This window comes from Pseudomonas sp. Irchel s3a18 (genome assembly GCF_900187535.1).
Classification (GTDB): Bacteria; Pseudomonadota; Gammaproteobacteria; order Pseudomonadales; family Pseudomonadaceae; genus Aquipseudomonas.
This window is the reverse complement of the sequence record NZ_FYDV01000001.1, coordinates 622090-637506: the sequence shown is the minus strand read 5'-3', so window position 1 is coordinate 637506 and position 15417 is coordinate 622090. Positions and strand designations below refer to the sequence as shown.

Annotated in this window: 13 protein-coding genes; 6 read left to right on the top strand and 7 right to left on the bottom strand. The window is 62.3% G+C overall.

Annotated features, from left to right (window positions below):
• Positions 1-153: 153 nt before the first annotated feature.
• The 5 genes from lipA to CKW29_RS02600 all read right to left on the bottom strand — a co-directional run bounded on the left by lipA (position 154) and on the right by CKW29_RS02600 (position 5865).
• The gene (gene lipA / locus CKW29_RS02620; protein WP_095146600.1) at positions 154-1125 is read right to left on the bottom strand and encodes a lipoyl synthase; all 972 of its coding nucleotides are present in this window, start codon (positions 1123-1125) and stop codon (positions 154-156) included.
• Between the two features lie 86 nt (positions 1126-1211).
• Positions 1212-2468, bottom strand: a complete 1257-nt coding sequence (gene glyA / locus CKW29_RS02615; RefSeq protein ID WP_095146650.1) for a serine hydroxymethyltransferase — start codon at positions 2466-2468, stop codon at positions 1212-1214.
• A gap of 56 nt (positions 2469-2524) precedes the next feature.
• Positions 2525-2908 carry a glycine cleavage system protein GcvH gene (gcvH, locus tag CKW29_RS02610; protein ID WP_095146599.1) on the bottom strand — a complete coding sequence of 128 codons (384 nt, stop codon included), beginning with the start codon at positions 2906-2908 and terminating at the stop codon, positions 2525-2527.
• 413 nt (positions 2909-3321) lie between these two features.
• Positions 3322-4857 (bottom strand): sigma-54-dependent transcriptional regulator, encoded by a 1536-nt coding sequence (locus CKW29_RS02605; RefSeq protein WP_095147872.1) that lies wholly within the window; start codon positions 4855-4857, stop codon positions 3322-3324.
• Positions 4858-4941: 84 nt separating this feature from the next.
• Entirely contained in the window at positions 4942-5865 is a 924-nt protein-coding gene (locus CKW29_RS02600; protein WP_095146597.1) for a LysR family transcriptional regulator, read from the bottom strand.
• Between the two features lie 151 nt (positions 5866-6016).
• Here CKW29_RS02600 and speB point away from each other — a divergent pair, with 151 nt between their 5' ends.
• The 5 genes from speB (at position 6017) to CKW29_RS02575 (ending at position 12548) form a co-directional block, all read left to right on the top strand.
• A complete protein-coding gene (speB, locus tag CKW29_RS02595) occupies positions 6017-7015 on the top strand; it encodes an agmatinase (RefSeq protein WP_095077166.1) in 999 nt (332 codons plus the stop codon).
• Between the two features lie 70 nt (positions 7016-7085).
• On the top strand, positions 7086-8594 hold the full coding sequence (locus CKW29_RS02590) for an aldehyde dehydrogenase (RefSeq protein WP_095147871.1): 1509 nt from the start codon (positions 7086-7088) through the stop codon (positions 8592-8594).
• 178 nt (positions 8595-8772) lie between these two features.
• Positions 8773-10341: a cytosine permease gene (locus tag CKW29_RS02585; protein WP_095147870.1), complete on the top strand. Its 1569-nt coding sequence runs from the start codon at positions 8773-8775 to the stop codon at positions 10339-10341.
• A gap of 2 nt (positions 10342-10343) precedes the next feature.
• Positions 10344-12032: a choline dehydrogenase gene (gene betA / locus CKW29_RS02580; RefSeq protein WP_095147869.1), complete on the top strand. Its 1689-nt coding sequence runs from the start codon at positions 10344-10346 to the stop codon at positions 12030-12032.
• Positions 12033-12245: 213 nt separating this feature from the next.
• A complete protein-coding gene (locus CKW29_RS02575) occupies positions 12246-12548 on the top strand; it encodes a hypothetical protein (protein WP_095146593.1) in 303 nt (100 codons plus the stop codon).
• Between the two features lie 114 nt (positions 12549-12662).
• Here the strand turns inward: CKW29_RS02575 and CKW29_RS02570 are convergent, their stop codons facing one another.
• Positions 12663-13193: a hypothetical protein gene (locus tag CKW29_RS02570; RefSeq protein ID WP_095147868.1), complete on the bottom strand. Its 531-nt coding sequence runs from the start codon at positions 13191-13193 to the stop codon at positions 12663-12665.
• Positions 13194-13247: 54 nt separating this feature from the next.
• Positions 13248-14450, bottom strand: coding sequence for an MFS transporter (locus tag CKW29_RS02565; RefSeq protein WP_095146591.1), 1203 nt, complete (start codon positions 14448-14450; stop codon positions 13248-13250).
• Between the two features lie 123 nt (positions 14451-14573).
• On the opposite strand from CKW29_RS02565, the gene CKW29_RS02560 reads away from it, so the two are divergent.
• Positions 14574-15410, top strand: coding sequence for a helix-turn-helix transcriptional regulator (locus tag CKW29_RS02560; protein WP_095147867.1), 837 nt, complete (start codon positions 14574-14576; stop codon positions 15408-15410).
• Positions 15411-15417: the final 7 nt, after the last annotated feature.

Below are 15417 nucleotides of genomic sequence, written 5' to 3'. Positions count from 1 at the left end.
CCCTGACCATGAGCCTGGACAGTGCGAGGAGACCAACCACTCGATAGAACTCCCGTTCACTACTCAAGGCGCCCGCGAAAGCCTAGTACGGTTTTTCATTGCGTGCGATTCCGGCGGTGGATTTCAACATCGCTCGTAGAACGGGGCGGGCCGTTACGCTTGTGTCAGGGTTCCTTGAACCTGTTGGTCGGCGTGGTAGGAGGAGCGTACCAGCGGGCCGGACGCGACGTTCTTGAAGCCCATCTTGTACCCTTCCTCGGCGAACCAGGCGAAGGTGTCAGGGTGCACGAAACGCTGCACCGGCAAGTGGCTGCGGGACGGTTGCAGGTACTGGCCCAGGGTCAGCATGTCGATGTCGTGCTCGCGCATGCGCTGCATGACGTCGATGACTTCCTCGTCGGTCTCGCCCAGGCCCAGCATCAGCCCGGATTTGGTCGGGATGTGCGGCATCATCTGCTTGAAGCGTTGCAGCAGGGTCAGCGACCACTGGTAGTCCGAACCCGGACGCGCCGCCTTGTACAGGCGTGGCACGGTTTCCAGGTTGTGGTTGAACACATCCGGCGGCTCGGCGGCGGTAATTTCCAGCGCGATGTCCATGCGGCCACGGTAGTCCGGCACCAGGGTCTCGAGCTGCACGTTCGGCGACAGCTTGCGGATTTCGCGGATGCAGTCGGCGAAGTGCTGGGCGCCGCCGTCACGCAGGTCGTCGCGGTCCACCGAGGTGATCACCACGTACTTCAGGCGCAGGTCAGCAATGGCGATGGCCAGGCTTTCCGGTTCGTTGACGTCCAGTGGCTTCGGACGGCCGTGGCCGACGTCGCAGAACGGGCAGCGACGGGTGCAGATGTCGCCCATGATCATGAAGGTCGCGGTACCGCCGGAGAAACACTCGCCCAGGTTCGGGCAGGAGGCTTCTTCGCAGACGCTGTGCAGCTTGTGTTTGCGCAGCAGGGCCTTGATCCGGTCGACTTCCGGGGACGCCGGGATGCGCACGCGAATCCAGTCGGGTTTGCGTGGCAGTTCATCGGTGGGGATGATCTTCACCGGGATCCGCGCCACCTTGTCGGCGCCGCGCAGTTTGATGCCCACTTGCACGGTTGCCGGGCTGTTGCCTGATGAGTCCACAAGCGCTCTCCTGTGCGGTGTCCTTGATAGATGAGAGGGGCAATCTGTCGGGGGCAATGCGGGAGGCGAGAGCCTCCCGCTGCCGATCAGCTGCGGTAGACGGGGAAGTCCATGCACATTGCGGCGGCCTGCCTGGCAACCTGTGCCTCGACATCGGCATCGCCGAGGTGATCGAGGATGTCGCAGATCCAGCCGGCCAGCTCAACGCACTGGGCCACCTTGAAACCACGCGAGGTCACGGCCGGGGTGCCGATGCGCAGGCCTGAGGTGACGAACGGCGACTGCGGGTCGTTCGGTACGGCGTTCTTGTTCACGGTGATGCCGGCACGGCCCAGTGCCGCGTCGGCATCCTTGCCGGTCAGGCCCTGGCGGATCAGGCTGACCAGGAACAGGTGGTTGTCGGTGCCACCGGACACGACATCGTAGCCGCGTTCGATAAACACCCTGGCCATCGCCTGGGCGTTGTCGATGACGTGTTGCTGATACACCTTGAAGCCTGACTCTAGCGCTTCCTTGAAGCACACGGCCTTGGCGGCGATCACATGCATCAGCGGGCCGCCCTGGCCTCCGGGGAACACCGCGGCGTTGAGCTTTTTCTCCAGCTCCGGGTTCGACCTGGCCAGGATCAAGCCACCCCGAGGACCGCGCAGGGTCTTGTGAGTGGTGGTGGTGACCACGTCGGCGAACGGAATCGGATTCGGGTACAAGCCGGCAGCGACCAGACCGGCGACGTGGGCCATATCAACAAAAAGATAAGCGCCGACTTTGTCAGCGATCTGACGGAAGCGCGGGAAATCCAGGGTCTTGGAGTAAGCGGAGAAGCCGGCAATGATCATTTTCGGCTGGTGCTCCACCGCCAGGCGTTCGACTTCGTCGTAGTCGATCAGGCCGGTGTCGGTGTCGATGCCGTATTGCACCGCGTTGTAGAGCTTGCCGGAGAAGCTGACCTTGGCACCGTGGGTCAGGTGCCCGCCGTGGGCCAAGCTCATGCCCAGCACGGTATCGCCGGCATTGAGCAAGGCCAGATAGACCGCTGCGTTGGCCTGGCTGCCGGAGTGTGGCTGGACGTTGGCGTAGTCGGCGCCGAACAGTTGCTTGGCGCGGTCGATGGCCAACTGCTCGACCACATCGACGTGCTCGCAACCACCGTAGTAGCGCTTGCCCGGATAACCTTCGGCGTACTTGTTGGTCAGGCCGCTGCCTTGGGCCTGCATGACGCGCTGGCTGGTGTAGTTTTCCGAGGCGATCAATTCGATGTGCTGCTCTTGCCGCGCCTCCTCGGCATTCATTGCCGCCAGCAGTTCGTCGTCGTAGCCAGTGAGCCGGTCGTGTTTACTGAACATGGTGCGGTCCTCGATGGTGCGTGTTGGATGGCCGATGTGGCGGGCAATCAATGCCTTTAGCCGTGGTCCTGGTCGTTGATCAGACGCTCGTAGGCGCTCTGGTCGAGCAGGTGGTGCATGGCGTCGGTGTCGTCGGGGTGCAGGCGGAAGAACCAGCCAGCCCCCAGTGCGTCCTCGTTGACCAACTCCGGGGAGGTTTCCAGGGTGGCGTTGACATCCACCACTCGCCCGTCCAGCGGCATGCCGATGTTGCTGGCGGCTTTCACCGATTCCAGCACGGCCACTTCTTCGCCGGCACGGTAGGCCCGCAACTCGGGCACCTGGACGAAGACCACATCGCCGAGTGCCTGCTGGGCAAACGGGGTGATGCCGACGGTGATCGAGCCATCGGACTCAAGACGCAGCCATTCGTGATCGACGGTAAAACGCAGGTTGCTCATATCCACTCCCCATTGTTCTGACTCGCCCGCTGCGTATGGCGGACGGCAATTGCCAGGCTGGTCCTGGTAGGAGCGAGCGTGCTCGCGATGGACGTTAACGATAACGCGTGCTTTCTGATTAAACGCGTTGCCCTTGAGTCCATCGCGAGCACGCTCGTTCCTACAGAGGTCGGCGTTCGCTTAACTGACTTGGCCTGGAAGACCCGCCTGGTTTGAGGATTAAGAGCAAGGGTGATGCCAATTCTGTTTATTCGTTATAAAACAATGAGATATGTCTTCTGTTCGGAAGCGTATCGACCTGCTTTGTAGCGAAATCAATACAGCTCTCCAAGCCCAGTCCGTTTTCACGGGGCCGAGACAGGTCGTCGCCTGCGTGTCGAATTCGCTACGCTGTATCGATTTGCAGACGATAGTCAGTGTTTTTCTGGAATGCCGTATTTGCGCAAGCGAGTGGCGATCGCGCTGTGGGAGGTTTGCAGGCGGGTAGCCAATAGCCGGCTGGAGGGGTAGCTGCGGTAGAGCTGTTGCAGCAGATTGCGTTCAAAGCCTTCGACGGCATCGCCCAGGCTCCCGACTTCGTCGGCGTTCTGGCGCGCGACGGCGGTCCTGGCGATGTCCAGGTCGTCGATGTCCACCAGGGGGTTCTCGCAAATGGCGGCGGCACGGAAGATCACGTTCTGCAGTTGCCGTACGTTGCCCGGCCAGCGGTTGCCCAGCAGCGCCGGGAAGGTGGCAGGGGCCAGTCGACAAGGGGGGCGCTGGATCTGCGCGCAGGCTTGCTGCATGAAGTGCTGGGCCATCAACAGGATGTCATGCCCACGCTCGCGCAGCGGCGGCACTTGCAGGTTGAGCACATTCAGGCGGTAGAACAGGTCTTCGCGAAAGCTGCCTTCACTGACCATTTTTTCCAGGTCGCGGTGGGTTGCGCTGAGGACGCGCACGTTGACCCTGACCTCACGATCACCGCCGATGCGCCGGAAACAGCCATCGCTGAGAAAACGCAGCAACTTGGCCTGCAGGTAGGGTGACATTTCACCGACTTCGTCGAGGAACACCGTGCCCTGGTCCGCCAGTTCCAGCAGGCCGAGCTTGCCGCCGCGCTGGGCACCGGTGAAGGCGCCCGGGGCGTAGCCGAACAGCTCGCTTTCGGCCAGGCTCTCGGGCATGGCCGCACAGTTGAGCGCGAGGAAGGGCGCATCGCGCCGTGGGCTGATGGCATGACAGGCGCGAGCCACCAGCTCCTTGCCGGTACCGGTTTCACCCTGGATCAGCAGCGGCGCATCCAGGGTTGCCACGCGCTGGGCCCGAGCCTTGAGGGCGCGCACCGGAGGCGAGTCGCCCAGCAGTGCATCGAACCCGGCAGCGTGGTCGTGGTGCAGGGCGGCCACGCATTTGGAGATGCGCGCGGGCAGGTACAGGGTCAGCAAGCCGCCGGCCAGCGACGGGCTGCCTGACTCGCCGGCGTCGCTGATCGGCATGGCATCGAGCAGCAGCGTCTGGCCGCCCAGGCTCACTTCACCCATGGGCAGGCGGAAGCCGCGTTCGATCAGGGTGGCTTGCAAGGACGGGTCATCGAACAGCGCGGTCAGTGGCTCGCCGGCCGGTTCCCGCCCGCATAGTGCGATCAGGGCCGGGTTGGCCAACAGCACATGGCCGCGGCCATCCACCGCCATGACCGGGTCGGCGCTGGCCGCCAGCAAGGCATCGAGCTGCAGGCGTCGCCGTTGCCCCGGGAGCATGTCGACCACCGTCACCGCCTGCACGCCCTGTACGCCCAGAAAGGCTTCGCGCAACTCCTCCAGGACATCGGCGTCGAGGGTCGGGGCGTCGATGTAGACGTTGGGCGGCACCATCTCGACGGCGTCCAGGTTGAAACTGCGGCGACCGAGCAGGGCCAGCACTTCCTGGGTGATGCCGACGCGGTCGATGAAGGTGACGTGGATGCGCATGGGTGGCCTGCAAGGGTGGGCAAGGGAATCTATGTGAATCAGTATGCCGGGCCACGCTCGAGGGTGGCGAGCGTGCCGGGCGCATTATTTGCCCCGGGGGGTGGCGGCCTTGCGTGAACAGGCGGCCAGGTCCTCGAGGAAGGCCTCGAGGATCGGCGGCGGGGCAATACCGCGCCGGGTGATGACGTCGAAGGGTGACATCAACTGCAGGCTTGCCGGTGCCAGTTGCTGCATCTCACCGGTCTTGACCCACTGGGAGGCGAAGTGCACGGGCAGAAACCCCAGGTAGGCGCCGGAAATGATCAGGATCGCCAGGGCCTCGATGTTGTCCACGGTGGCGGCGGCCTTGCTGACGCCCAGGTGTTCCAGGTCGTACTGCTGCATGTAGCCCCGGGCGACAATCCGGCTGCTGCCGATTTCGGCCAGCAGTTCGTCGCGTTCGGCCTGGCTGCCATAGAGTGGGTGACGGCGTCCGCAATACAGGCCCAGGGCTTCCTGGTACAGCGGCGCCTGCAACAGGCCGGGCACATGGATCGGGAAGTGCCCGATGGCCAGGTGCAGGCGGCCGTCGAGCACACGCTCTTCCAGTTCGGCGGGAGTGCCGACGTACACGTTCAGGTGCACGTCATGACCCCGGGAGACGAAACGCTGGGTGGTCCGCGGAATCGGTGAGTCCGGGTCGGTAATGGTGGTGTCGATGATTCCCAGGTTGAGCTTGCCGCTGATGTGCTGCTTGAGCACGTCGGCGTCCATGCAGAAGTTTTCCACCGCCGAGAGCAGGCGCTGGGTCGCTTCATGGATGGCCACGCCTTGCTCGGTCAGGCGAAAGCCACTGCGCCCGCGCTGGCAGAGCTTGACCCCGAGCCGGGTTTCCAGATGCGTCATCTGTTCGCTGATGGTCGACTGGCCAGCATTCAACGCCGCCTGCGCGGCGGAAAAGCCCCCGCACCTGACAATCGTGGCAAACACCCTGAGCAATTTCAGATCGACATCGTGCAGCTGGATCACCTTGGACCTCCCGCATGTGGATGCATCGGCAATGCCGATATGAGTATCTGATGTTTAGCATTTTTTCCACGAAAACCTGCGCCCATAGTCACTCCAACGGCGGTCGCCTTGCAGTCCGCCTGGCCGATAACAAGAAGTGGAGAGGCTAGAAATGTCGAACAATGGTTATGAATCCGGTCGTCTGAACCTGCCATTCGTGGGGCACTGCACCTTTGGCAAATCCCCGGTGTGCACCGATTGGGATGCGCTGGATGCCGATGTGGCGGTCCTTGGTGTGCCCAACGACATGGGCACCCAGTGGCGCTCCGGCGCACGCTTCGGACCACGGGGGATTCGCGAGGCATCGACGCTGTTCTCCTTCGGTCACGCCGGCGCCTATGACCACGAAGATGACGTGATGTACCTCACCGCCGCCGACGTGCGCATGGTGGACGTTGGCGATGCCGATATCGTGCACACCGACATGGCCACCAGTAACGCCAACACCGAATACGCGGTGCGCAAGATTCTCGATGCCGGCGTGATGCCGGTGGTGCTCGGAGGCGATCACTCGGTACACGCCCCGGTGATCAAGGCGTTCGAAGGTCGCGGGCCGATCCACATCATCCACTTCGATGCGCACCTGGACTTCGTCGACGAGCGTCACGGCGTGCGCTACGGCCATGGCAACCCGCTGCGCCGCGCCTCGGAAATGAACCACATCGTCGGCATGACCCAGATGGGCATTCGCAACGTGTCGTCCTCCAACCGCGATGACTACGAAGCGGCCCACGAGGCCGGCTCGAAGATCCTCTCGGTGCGCGATGTGCGCCGCCTCGGCGTCGAAGGCGTGCTGGCGCTGATCCCGCAGAACATCAACTACTACATCACCATCGACATCGACGGCTTCGACCCATCCATCGCCCCCGGCACCGGCACCCCGAGCCACGGCGGCTTCCTGTACTACGAAGTGCTGGAAATCATCCAGGCCCTGGCCAAGCGCAGCCAGGGCAACATCGTCGGCATGGACCTGGTGGAGGTCGCCCCAGTCTACGACCCAAGCGGCATGACCTCGATCCTCGCTGCCCAACTGCTGCTCAATAGCATCGGTTTCATCTTCCACGAGCGGGCCAAAGTGCGTGCGGCCGAGAGTGAAGCCACCCCGGCCTGATCAAGGACCGGATCGATCATCGAACCACAATCACCCGACAGCACCTGACTGCCGGGCAGAGAGAATAAAAATGGACACGATCGTCAAGCACTACCTGCAGAAATTCGGCGTCAGCGAAGCCACCCAGACCTTCCTCGGCAAGGTCCAGAAGATGTTCATCGCAGGCCAATGGGTCGAGGCCAGCGACGGACAGACTTCCGACGTCATCGAGCCATCCACCGAGGGCTTGATCACACGCATTCCCATGGGCACCACCGAGGACCTGGATCGCGCCGTGCAAGCTGCCCGTGCCCAGTTCGACGGTGGCGCCTGGCGCCAGGCCAAACCCGCCGAACGCGAGCGGATGATCCAGCGCCTGGCCGACCTGATCGAAGCCAACGCCGCTGAGCTTGCCGAAATCGAATCGATCGACATGGGCAAGTCAGCGGCCTTTGCCCGGGACGTCGATATCCAGGGCACGGTCGATACCCTGCGTTACTTCGCCGGCTGGGCCACCAAGCTGCACGGGCGCACCGTCGAACCTTCGCTGCCGGGCAACTACCTGGCCTACACGCGCAAGGAAGCGGTGGGGGTGGTCGGTGCCATCGTGCCCTGGAACTTCCCATTGCAGACCATGGCCTGGAAGCTCGGTGCCGCCCTGGCAACCGGCTGCACCGTGGTGGTCAAGCCGGCCGAACTGACGTCGCTGTCGGCCTTGCGGTTCGCCGAGCTGGTGCAGGAAGCGGGCATTCCGGACGGGGTGATCAACATTGTCACCGGTCGCGGCAGCGTGGTCGGCGCGGCCATGGCCACGCACCCGGGCATCGACAAGCTGACCTTCACCGGCTCGACCCCGGTCGGCCGTACCGTCGGCCGCGCCGCGCTGGACGAGATGAAGCGCCTGACCCTGGAACTGGGTGGGAAATCACCGGTGATCGTGTTTGCCGATGCGGACATTCCCGCCGCGGCTCAAGCGGTCGCCAACGGCGTGTTTTTCAACTCCGGACAGGTATGCGATGCCGGCACGCGGGCCTATATTCATAGCAGCGTCTATGACGAATTCCTGCGCGAACTGATCGCCTATACGCGCACCTTGAAAATGGCCCCCGGCATGGATCCGGACTGCTTCATCGGTCCGCTGGTCTCGGCCCTGCAAAAGCAGCGCGTGAGCGAGTACATCGAAACCGGCAAGCAGGAAGGTGCCGAACTGGTCTATGGCGGCCAGCCGGTCGATGGCCCTGGCTTCTTCGTCGAACCGACCATCTTCGCCCACTGCCGCAATGACATGCGCATCGTCCAGGAGGAAATCTTTGGCCCGGTGCTGGTCACGGCACCGTTCGACGATGAGGAAGAGGCCCTGGCCCTGGCCAACGACTCGCCTTACGGCTTGGCGGCAGCCCTGTATTCCAATGACCTGGGCAAGGTGCACAGCCTGATCCCGCGCCTCAAGGCAGGCTCGGTCTACGTCAACGCCCACGGCACCCTCGATCCGTCGATGCCGTTCGGCGGCTACAAGCAGTCCGGGTTCGGCAAAGACCTGGGCGCAGAGCAGCTCGATTATCTGCTCGAAACCAAGGCAGTCTGGATCACGCTTCCCTGAGTCAAGGCTGACTCAATCCCTTGTAGGAGCGAGCTTGCTCGCGAAGGTCGTTAACGAAAACGCGTGCTTGCTGGTTAAACGCGGCGCATTTGAGTTCTTCGCGAGCAAGCTCGCTCCTACAGGGCCTGCAAAAGAATGCGGTTTTCTCGTCATGATCTTCCAACAATAAGAGTCCATCATGAACACTAACGCCAAGTCAGCCACGAGCGTGTCCACCCTCGACGACAAGTCAGTCGTCGAGGGGCATTCGATTGACTTCATCCCCGAAAACGAACGCAGCGACAAGCTGTCGAGCCAGGGCCCGTTCTGGTTCCTCGGCAACTTCACCTTCTTCACCATGACAATCGGCTTCGTCGGCCCCAGCGTTGGCCTGACCGCCTTGTGGACCACCCTGGCCGGCACGCTGGGCATCATGTTCGGCACGCTGTTCATGGCCTTTCACGGCTCCCAGGGCCCGCACCTCGGTCTGCCGCAGATGATCCAGTCCCGCGCGCAGTTCGGCTATCGCGGAGTGATTCTGGTGCTGTTGGCGACGCTGTTCGTGTTCGCCGGTTTCAACATCGTCAACCTGGTGTTGATGATGCAGGGCCTGCACACGCTCTTCGGTTTCAACCCCGCAGCGGTCGCCGTGGCGGTGACTATCCCGGCGGCGGTCCTGGCGATCCTTGGCCATGACTGGATGCACCGCAGCTTCAAATGGGCGTTGTGCCTGTCGATCCCGCTGTACGGCCTGGTGACCCTGGCCGTGATGATGGGGTGGGTGCCCGATGCGCCGTTGCCGGTACTCGCGGCCGGCGAAGTAGAACCCGCCCCCCTGGGCTTCAACTGGACCGGTTTTATCGCCCAGTTCGCGGCGGCGGCCAGCTACAACATCGCCTATGCCCCTTACGTGTCCGACTATTCGCGCTACCTGCCGAAGAACACCTCCAGCGGCAAACTGATTGCCGTGGTGTTTCTCGGGGCCTCGCTGTCCGGTGCCTGGATGATCTCGGTCGGTGGCTGGCTGGCCGATCACCTGCACTCCACCGACGTGCTGGTGGCCCTGGGCCAAGTGGGCAACACCGTATCGCCGCTGATGGGCACCGCGGTGGTGGTGATTACCATCCTGGCGTTCCTGCCAGTGATTGCCATGAACATCTACAGCGCGAAGCTGACCACGCTGACCTGTGTCGACTCCATCAAGCACATCGAGCCGACCCGCAGGGCGCGGATCCTGGCCATCGCGTTCGTGATCCTGCTGCAACTGGGCGTGGCCCTGAGCATCCAGAGTACCGGCAAGGGCTTGTCGGTGCTGGGTATCTACCTGGTGGTGATGCTGTACTTCCTGGTGCCGTGGACCTCGGTCAACCTCACTGACTACTTCTTCGTGCGCAAGGGCCGCTACGCCATCCCGCACTTCTTCATGCCCCACGGCAACATCTACGGCAACTGGGGCCTGCGTGGCATCGCGGCGTACGCGATCGGTTTCATCTCCATGATCCCGTTCTTCTACATCTACGACGGCGTCGAGCAGCGCGAGGTGTATGTCGGGCCGCTCGCCAAGGCCCTGGGCAGTATCGACATCGCCTGGCTCGTCGGGCTGATCGTGTCGGGGCTGGTGTACTACTGGTTCAGCCGCTCCATCGACCTGACGCGCGAAGAAGCGGTGATCCAGCACATCGAAATCACCTCGCCGCAATACACCACCGGTGACTCGCTGACCCAGCGCACGTCGTCCGCATTCACTGAATCGAAGGTCGGGAGATAACCATGGCCATCCAACAATACGACTACATCATCATCGGCGCCGGTTCGGCAGGTTGTGTGCTGGCCAACCGCTTGAGCGAAGATGCGGCCACCTCGGTGCTGGTCCTGGAATTCGGCGGCAGCGACAAGAGTGTGGTGATCCAGATGCCCAGTGCCTTCTCGATCCCGATGAACACCAAGAAGTACAACTGGCGCTACGAAACCGAGCCGGAGCCTTACCTCAACGGGCGTCGCATCCACTGCCCGCGAGGCAAGGTGCTGGGGGGCTCGTCCTCGATCAATGGCCTGGTGTACATCCGGGGCCACGCCTACGACTTCGATGAATGGGAGTCGCTCGGCGCCCAGGGCTGGGGCTACCGCAATTGCCTGCCGTACTTCAAGCGGGCAGAGAGCTATGAAGCCGGTGGCGACAGCTATCGCGGGCAAAGCGGGCCCTTGCACACCACCAACGGCAACAACATGAAGAACCCGTTGTATGGTGCCTGGGTCGAAGCCGGTGCCCAGGCCGGCTACATCAAGACCGACGACTGCAACGGCTTCATGCAGGAAGGCTTCGGCGCCATGCACATGACCGTGAAGAACGGCGTGCGCTGCTCCACGGCCAACGCCTACCTGCGCCCGGCCATGGGGCGTGCGAACCTGACGGTGATCACCAAGGCGATGACCCGACGGATCGTCTTCGAGGGCAAGCGCGCGGTGGGCATTCTCTACGACCACCAGGGCCAGACCCATGAGGTGCGCTGCAAGCGGGAAATCCTCGTGTCGGCCGGGCCGATCGGTTCGCCGCACCTGCTGCAACGTTCCGGTATCGGCCCGGCCGAAGTACTGCGTACCGCCGGGGTCGAGTTGCTGCATGACCTGCCGGGCGTCGGGGAAAACCTGCAGGATCACGCCGAGGTTTACATCCAGTTCGGCTGCAAGCAACCGGTCACCCTCAACAGCAAGATGGACCCGCTGAGCAAACTGTTGATCGGCCTGCGCTGGCTGTTGTTCAAGGATGGCCTGGGCGCCACCAACCATTTCGAGGCGGGTGGCTTCATCCGGTCCGAGGAAGGGCTGCGCTGGCCGGACATCCAGTTCCACTTCCTGCCCGCGGCCATGCGCTACGACGGCAACAAACCGATCAAGGGCCACGGCTTCATGGTGCTCACCGGGCCGAACAAACCCAAGAGCCGCGGCTACGTGCGCGTCCGCTCCGCCGACCCGTACGAGCATCCGCTGATCCAGTTCAATTACCTGCAACGCGAAGAGGACCGCGAAGGTTTCCGCCGTTGCATCCGTCTGACCCGGGAGATCATCGGCCAGCCGGCGATGGACAGTTTCCGCGACGGCGAGATTGCCCCCGGCCCGCTGGTCAACACCGATGCCGAGATCGATGCGTTCGTACGCGACAACCTGGAGAGCACCTACCATCCGTGTGGCTCGTGCCGCATGGGCGAGGACGACATGGCGGTGGTCGATTCCGACCTGCGGGTACGGGGCATCGCGGGGCTGCGGGTGGTCGACTCGTCGGTGTTCCCGACGGAGCCCAACGGCAACCTCAATGCGCCCACCATCATGCTCGCCGAGCGCGCCAGCGACCTGATTCGCGGACGCCAGACGTTACCGGCCTCCGATGCACCGGTGGGGCTGGCCGATGCCTGGGAGACACGCCAGCGTACGTCGGCACCGGCGCGTAATGTGAGGGTTTGATTCCAGCGGTGTAACCGTTCGCGGACCGCCCCTATCAGGCACACGGCCTTGGCGAGCCTTGCTCCCCAGGGCCGTGGCGCGTCAGGGCATGGGGTTGGCGTTGCCGCCAGCAGGGCAGGGGTGTGCGGCTAGTTTTCGGGTGTTTGCTATAGTCAGACGGCGCTGACCAACGTAACCTTTGCCGGTTAAAGCATTCTACCCAGGAGTCCAGATATGCGAATCGTAGCGGCACTTGCCTGCACGTTCATGTTGTCCCTGACGTTGCCATCGATGTCATTTGCAGGTTCCGATTGTGATGATGCGGACAGTGCGAGTGAGCTCAGGAACTGTCTCAAGAACAACAGCGATTATGACAACGACAACAAAGGCAAAGGCAATTGCAATGCCAACGGCAATTGCGACAAGTCCAAGAACAAGGGCAAGAACAAAGGCGATGACGATGATTACGCGGTCAGTTGCATGGACATCAACAACCTGACCCTGCGCCGTGAATGCATCGAGAAACGCAGGGACTGAAACCCCGATGCCCAATGGGGAGCGGACGCTGCAACAGCGCCCGCCGCTGACTGAAATACCGGCTCCGTGGGAGCCGGACACTCAGGCGGACCTTGGGCAGCCGGTCATTGCCGCTCAGCCTTCAAGGTATTCAATCACCTGATCAAGGGCACCAAGCGGCGGCGCCGCAGCCATCATGTCGCCTGGCAGGCACCATGGATAATTGAGGCGCTGTAGCCAATCCATCACCGGTTCCAGGTCCTGTGCAGGACAAGCCTGCATGTGCTCGATCGTAATGCTCAGGTGTTCTGCGAGCCCTGATTCCGGCAGGAACCGCCAAAGATAGTCCCCGCAGCCTACGCGCAGTTCGCCAGTGGCCTTGACTGACATGCCGACCAGCCATTTGCATCTATGTGTGGTCGCGCCTGTCGTTGGTGGGGCACCAAGACAGAAGGTGTAGACGTTTTCGTAGGTCTGGCCGAAGCGGCGTGCCAATATGTCGGCGATGCCGGCCCGGCCGTCGACCGTCGGGGGGAATGAGATGGCACCTGTGCGCACAACCATTTCAAGGGTTGCATGGGCAGCAAAGCATTGACGCAGAAGATCGGGACGGTTGCCATCCTTGGCCAGAATGTAGTGCTCGATGGTACGGGCGGTGCTCTGCATTGCAGATTTCTCCTTGAAGTCGATGATGTCCAGTTTGATGCGTCGCGCAACCGGTTAACGGGCTGAAGGCCCAAACGCACGTTCCAGCGAATGGGATCGACTGGCGCGCACATTCAGAATCTGCAATACAGCGCCCAGCAATGCCACGGCTGCGGCACTGATCGCCAGTGTCCAGCTTGGCATCTCCAGCAACAACAGTAAGCCTCCAGCGCCCGCGCCCAATGCACTGCCCATATACAGTGCCGATTCATTCAAGGCCACAGCCAGATTGCCATCGCCGTGTCGATCGCGTGCCGCGAGCAGTTCGTTGTTTTGGGGAATCTGCAGGGCCCAACCCACACATCCCCAGACAGCGACAGGAATCATGGCCAGCCAGGGCGACAGGGCGGCTGCCGCTGGCAACACCAATAGCGATGCAGTCAATACCAGCATAATGATGAGGGTCAGCAATGGCCCTTGAATACGCTCTACCAACGGGGCAACCAGGAAGCTACCCACTACCCCGCCAAGGCCCCAGATCCAGAGATAGGGTGTCACGCTATCGACGCCACCATGCGCGGGATCATGCATGAATGGGGCGATGAAAGTGTACATGCCCAGGCTGGATACGGCGGCCAGCAGAGAAACCAAAAGGATGGTCATCACCTTCCTGTCAGCGAGCAAGGAGAGTTTGCGATGGAGCGTCATCCCCGGCCCGGCAGGGATCACCGGGAGCTTGACCAGTAACCCCAACCATGCGGCGGCCCCCAGCAGCGCCACCAGCCATAGCGCGGCCTGCCACCCGGATTGACTGGCAAGCAGCAGGCTGAGGGGGACCCCCAGAACGGTTCCGCAGGCCATCCCTCCCATGATGACGGCGATCGCCCTGCCGCGCTGCTGCGGCGCAGAGAGCGCAGCACACGCCGTGATACCCGTCGCCAGGTAAACCCCGGCCCCCAGCCCGGCCACCGCCCGACACACCAGCAGCACAGCGAAGTCATCTACAACAGCGCTGGCCGCATTGGCCAGGACGAAGATTGCCAGGGCGCACAACAACCCGAACCGCTGTCGATGTGGAGGGAGGAGGGCCACGACGACAGGCGAACCGATGCCATAGGCCAATGAGAACACGGTCACCAATTGGGCTGCCACGGCGACTTGCACGCCAAATGCCTGTTCAATCATCGGAATGAGGCCAGCCGTTACGTAGGAGGCCATGCCCAGCGCGAAGGCGCCGACAGCGATCAGGTAGACCGAAGGGGGTATTGTCTTGAACATCAGATTCATCCTTGGCGAAATCGGGTGGGACGTGTGGTTAGCCCCGGAGCGCTGGATTCTTTAGCAAGCTAAGTATTGTTACAATATCTACAACTTATGCTGTTACTGCGGAGCAACTGGGTAATGGGAAGGACTCTTGAACGCACGCGTGGCGAGCTGGCTGCGTTTCTGCGAAGCCGCCGGGAACGCGTTTCACCCGAGCAAGCCGGATTGCCAACTACCGGGCGGCGCAGGACGCCAGGGTTGCGTCGCGAGGAAGTCGCGGCATTGGCTGGCGTTGGATTGACCTGGTATACCTGGCTCGAGCAAGGCCGCGATATCGGGGTATCTCCGGCCTTTCTCGACAATCTGTGTCGGGTCCTGAAACTCGACGCCGTGGAGCGCAGGCATCTCTACTTGCTCACCTATCAGCGTGCCCCGGTAGAACAGGCACAGACCTGGTGCGTTGTTCCGAAGATCATTCACCAGCTGCTGGCAGACATGCCGCTACGCCCCGCGTATGTCCTGAATCTGCGTTGGGACGTTCTCGCCTGGAATCGGGCGGGCGATAAAGTATTCAACTTTTCGGACACATCACCCGAGCAGCGCAACCTGCTCTGGATGCTGTTTACCGATGAGGACATGCGCTCGTTACTGTGCCCCTGGGAGGATCAGGCGATGCAAATGCTCTCGGGTTTTCGCAGGGACTTCGTTCACGCTTCCAAGCAGAGCGATGTCGCGGATCTGGTGCGTGGCCTGGAAAAAGTCAGCGCACAGTTCAAGGAATGGTGGCGCCGACAGGATATCCATGGCCCATGCCAGGGGATTCGGCAGCTCAGCATTCCGTCATTTGGAACAGTCTCGTTCGAGCATACGACGTTGACCATCGACGTCGACCGGCATTTACGGCTGGTCTATTACGCACCCAGCCAGGACGCCCGTGTGCAGACTGAGTTTGAAGCCTGGCTCGAAGGCAGATAGCACCCTT

Coding starts and splice junctions, on each gene's coding strand:
- glyA (WP_095146650.1), bottom strand. CDS start 2,468: ATGTTCAGTAAACACGACCGGCTCACTGGCTACGACGACGAACTGCTG.
- gcvH (WP_095146599.1), bottom strand. CDS start 2,908: ATGAGCAACCTGCGTTTTACCGTCGATCACGAATGGCTGCGTCTTGAG.
- CKW29_RS02605 (WP_095147872.1), bottom strand. CDS start 4,857: ATGCGCATCCACGTCACCTTCATCGACCGCGTCGGCATCACCCAGGAA.
- speB (WP_095077166.1), top strand. CDS start 6,017: ATGTCGAACAATGGTTATGAATCCGGTCGTCTGAACCTGCCATTCGTG.
- CKW29_RS02590 (WP_095147871.1), top strand. CDS start 7,086: ATGGACACGATCGTCAAGCACTACCTGCAGAAATTCGGCGTCAGCGAA.
- CKW29_RS02585 (WP_095147870.1), top strand. CDS start 8,773: ATGAACACTAACGCCAAGTCAGCCACGAGCGTGTCCACCCTCGACGAC.
- betA (WP_095147869.1), top strand. CDS start 10,344: ATGGCCATCCAACAATACGACTACATCATCATCGGCGCCGGTTCGGCA.
- CKW29_RS02575 (WP_095146593.1), top strand. CDS start 12,246: ATGCGAATCGTAGCGGCACTTGCCTGCACGTTCATGTTGTCCCTGACG.
- CKW29_RS02570 (WP_095147868.1), bottom strand. CDS start 13,193: ATGCAGAGCACCGCCCGTACCATCGAGCACTACATTCTGGCCAAGGAT.
- CKW29_RS02565 (WP_095146591.1), bottom strand. CDS start 14,450: ATGTTCAAGACAATACCCCCTTCGGTCTACCTGATCGCTGTCGGCGCC.
- CKW29_RS02560 (WP_095147867.1), top strand. CDS start 14,574: ATGGGAAGGACTCTTGAACGCACGCGTGGCGAGCTGGCTGCGTTTCTG.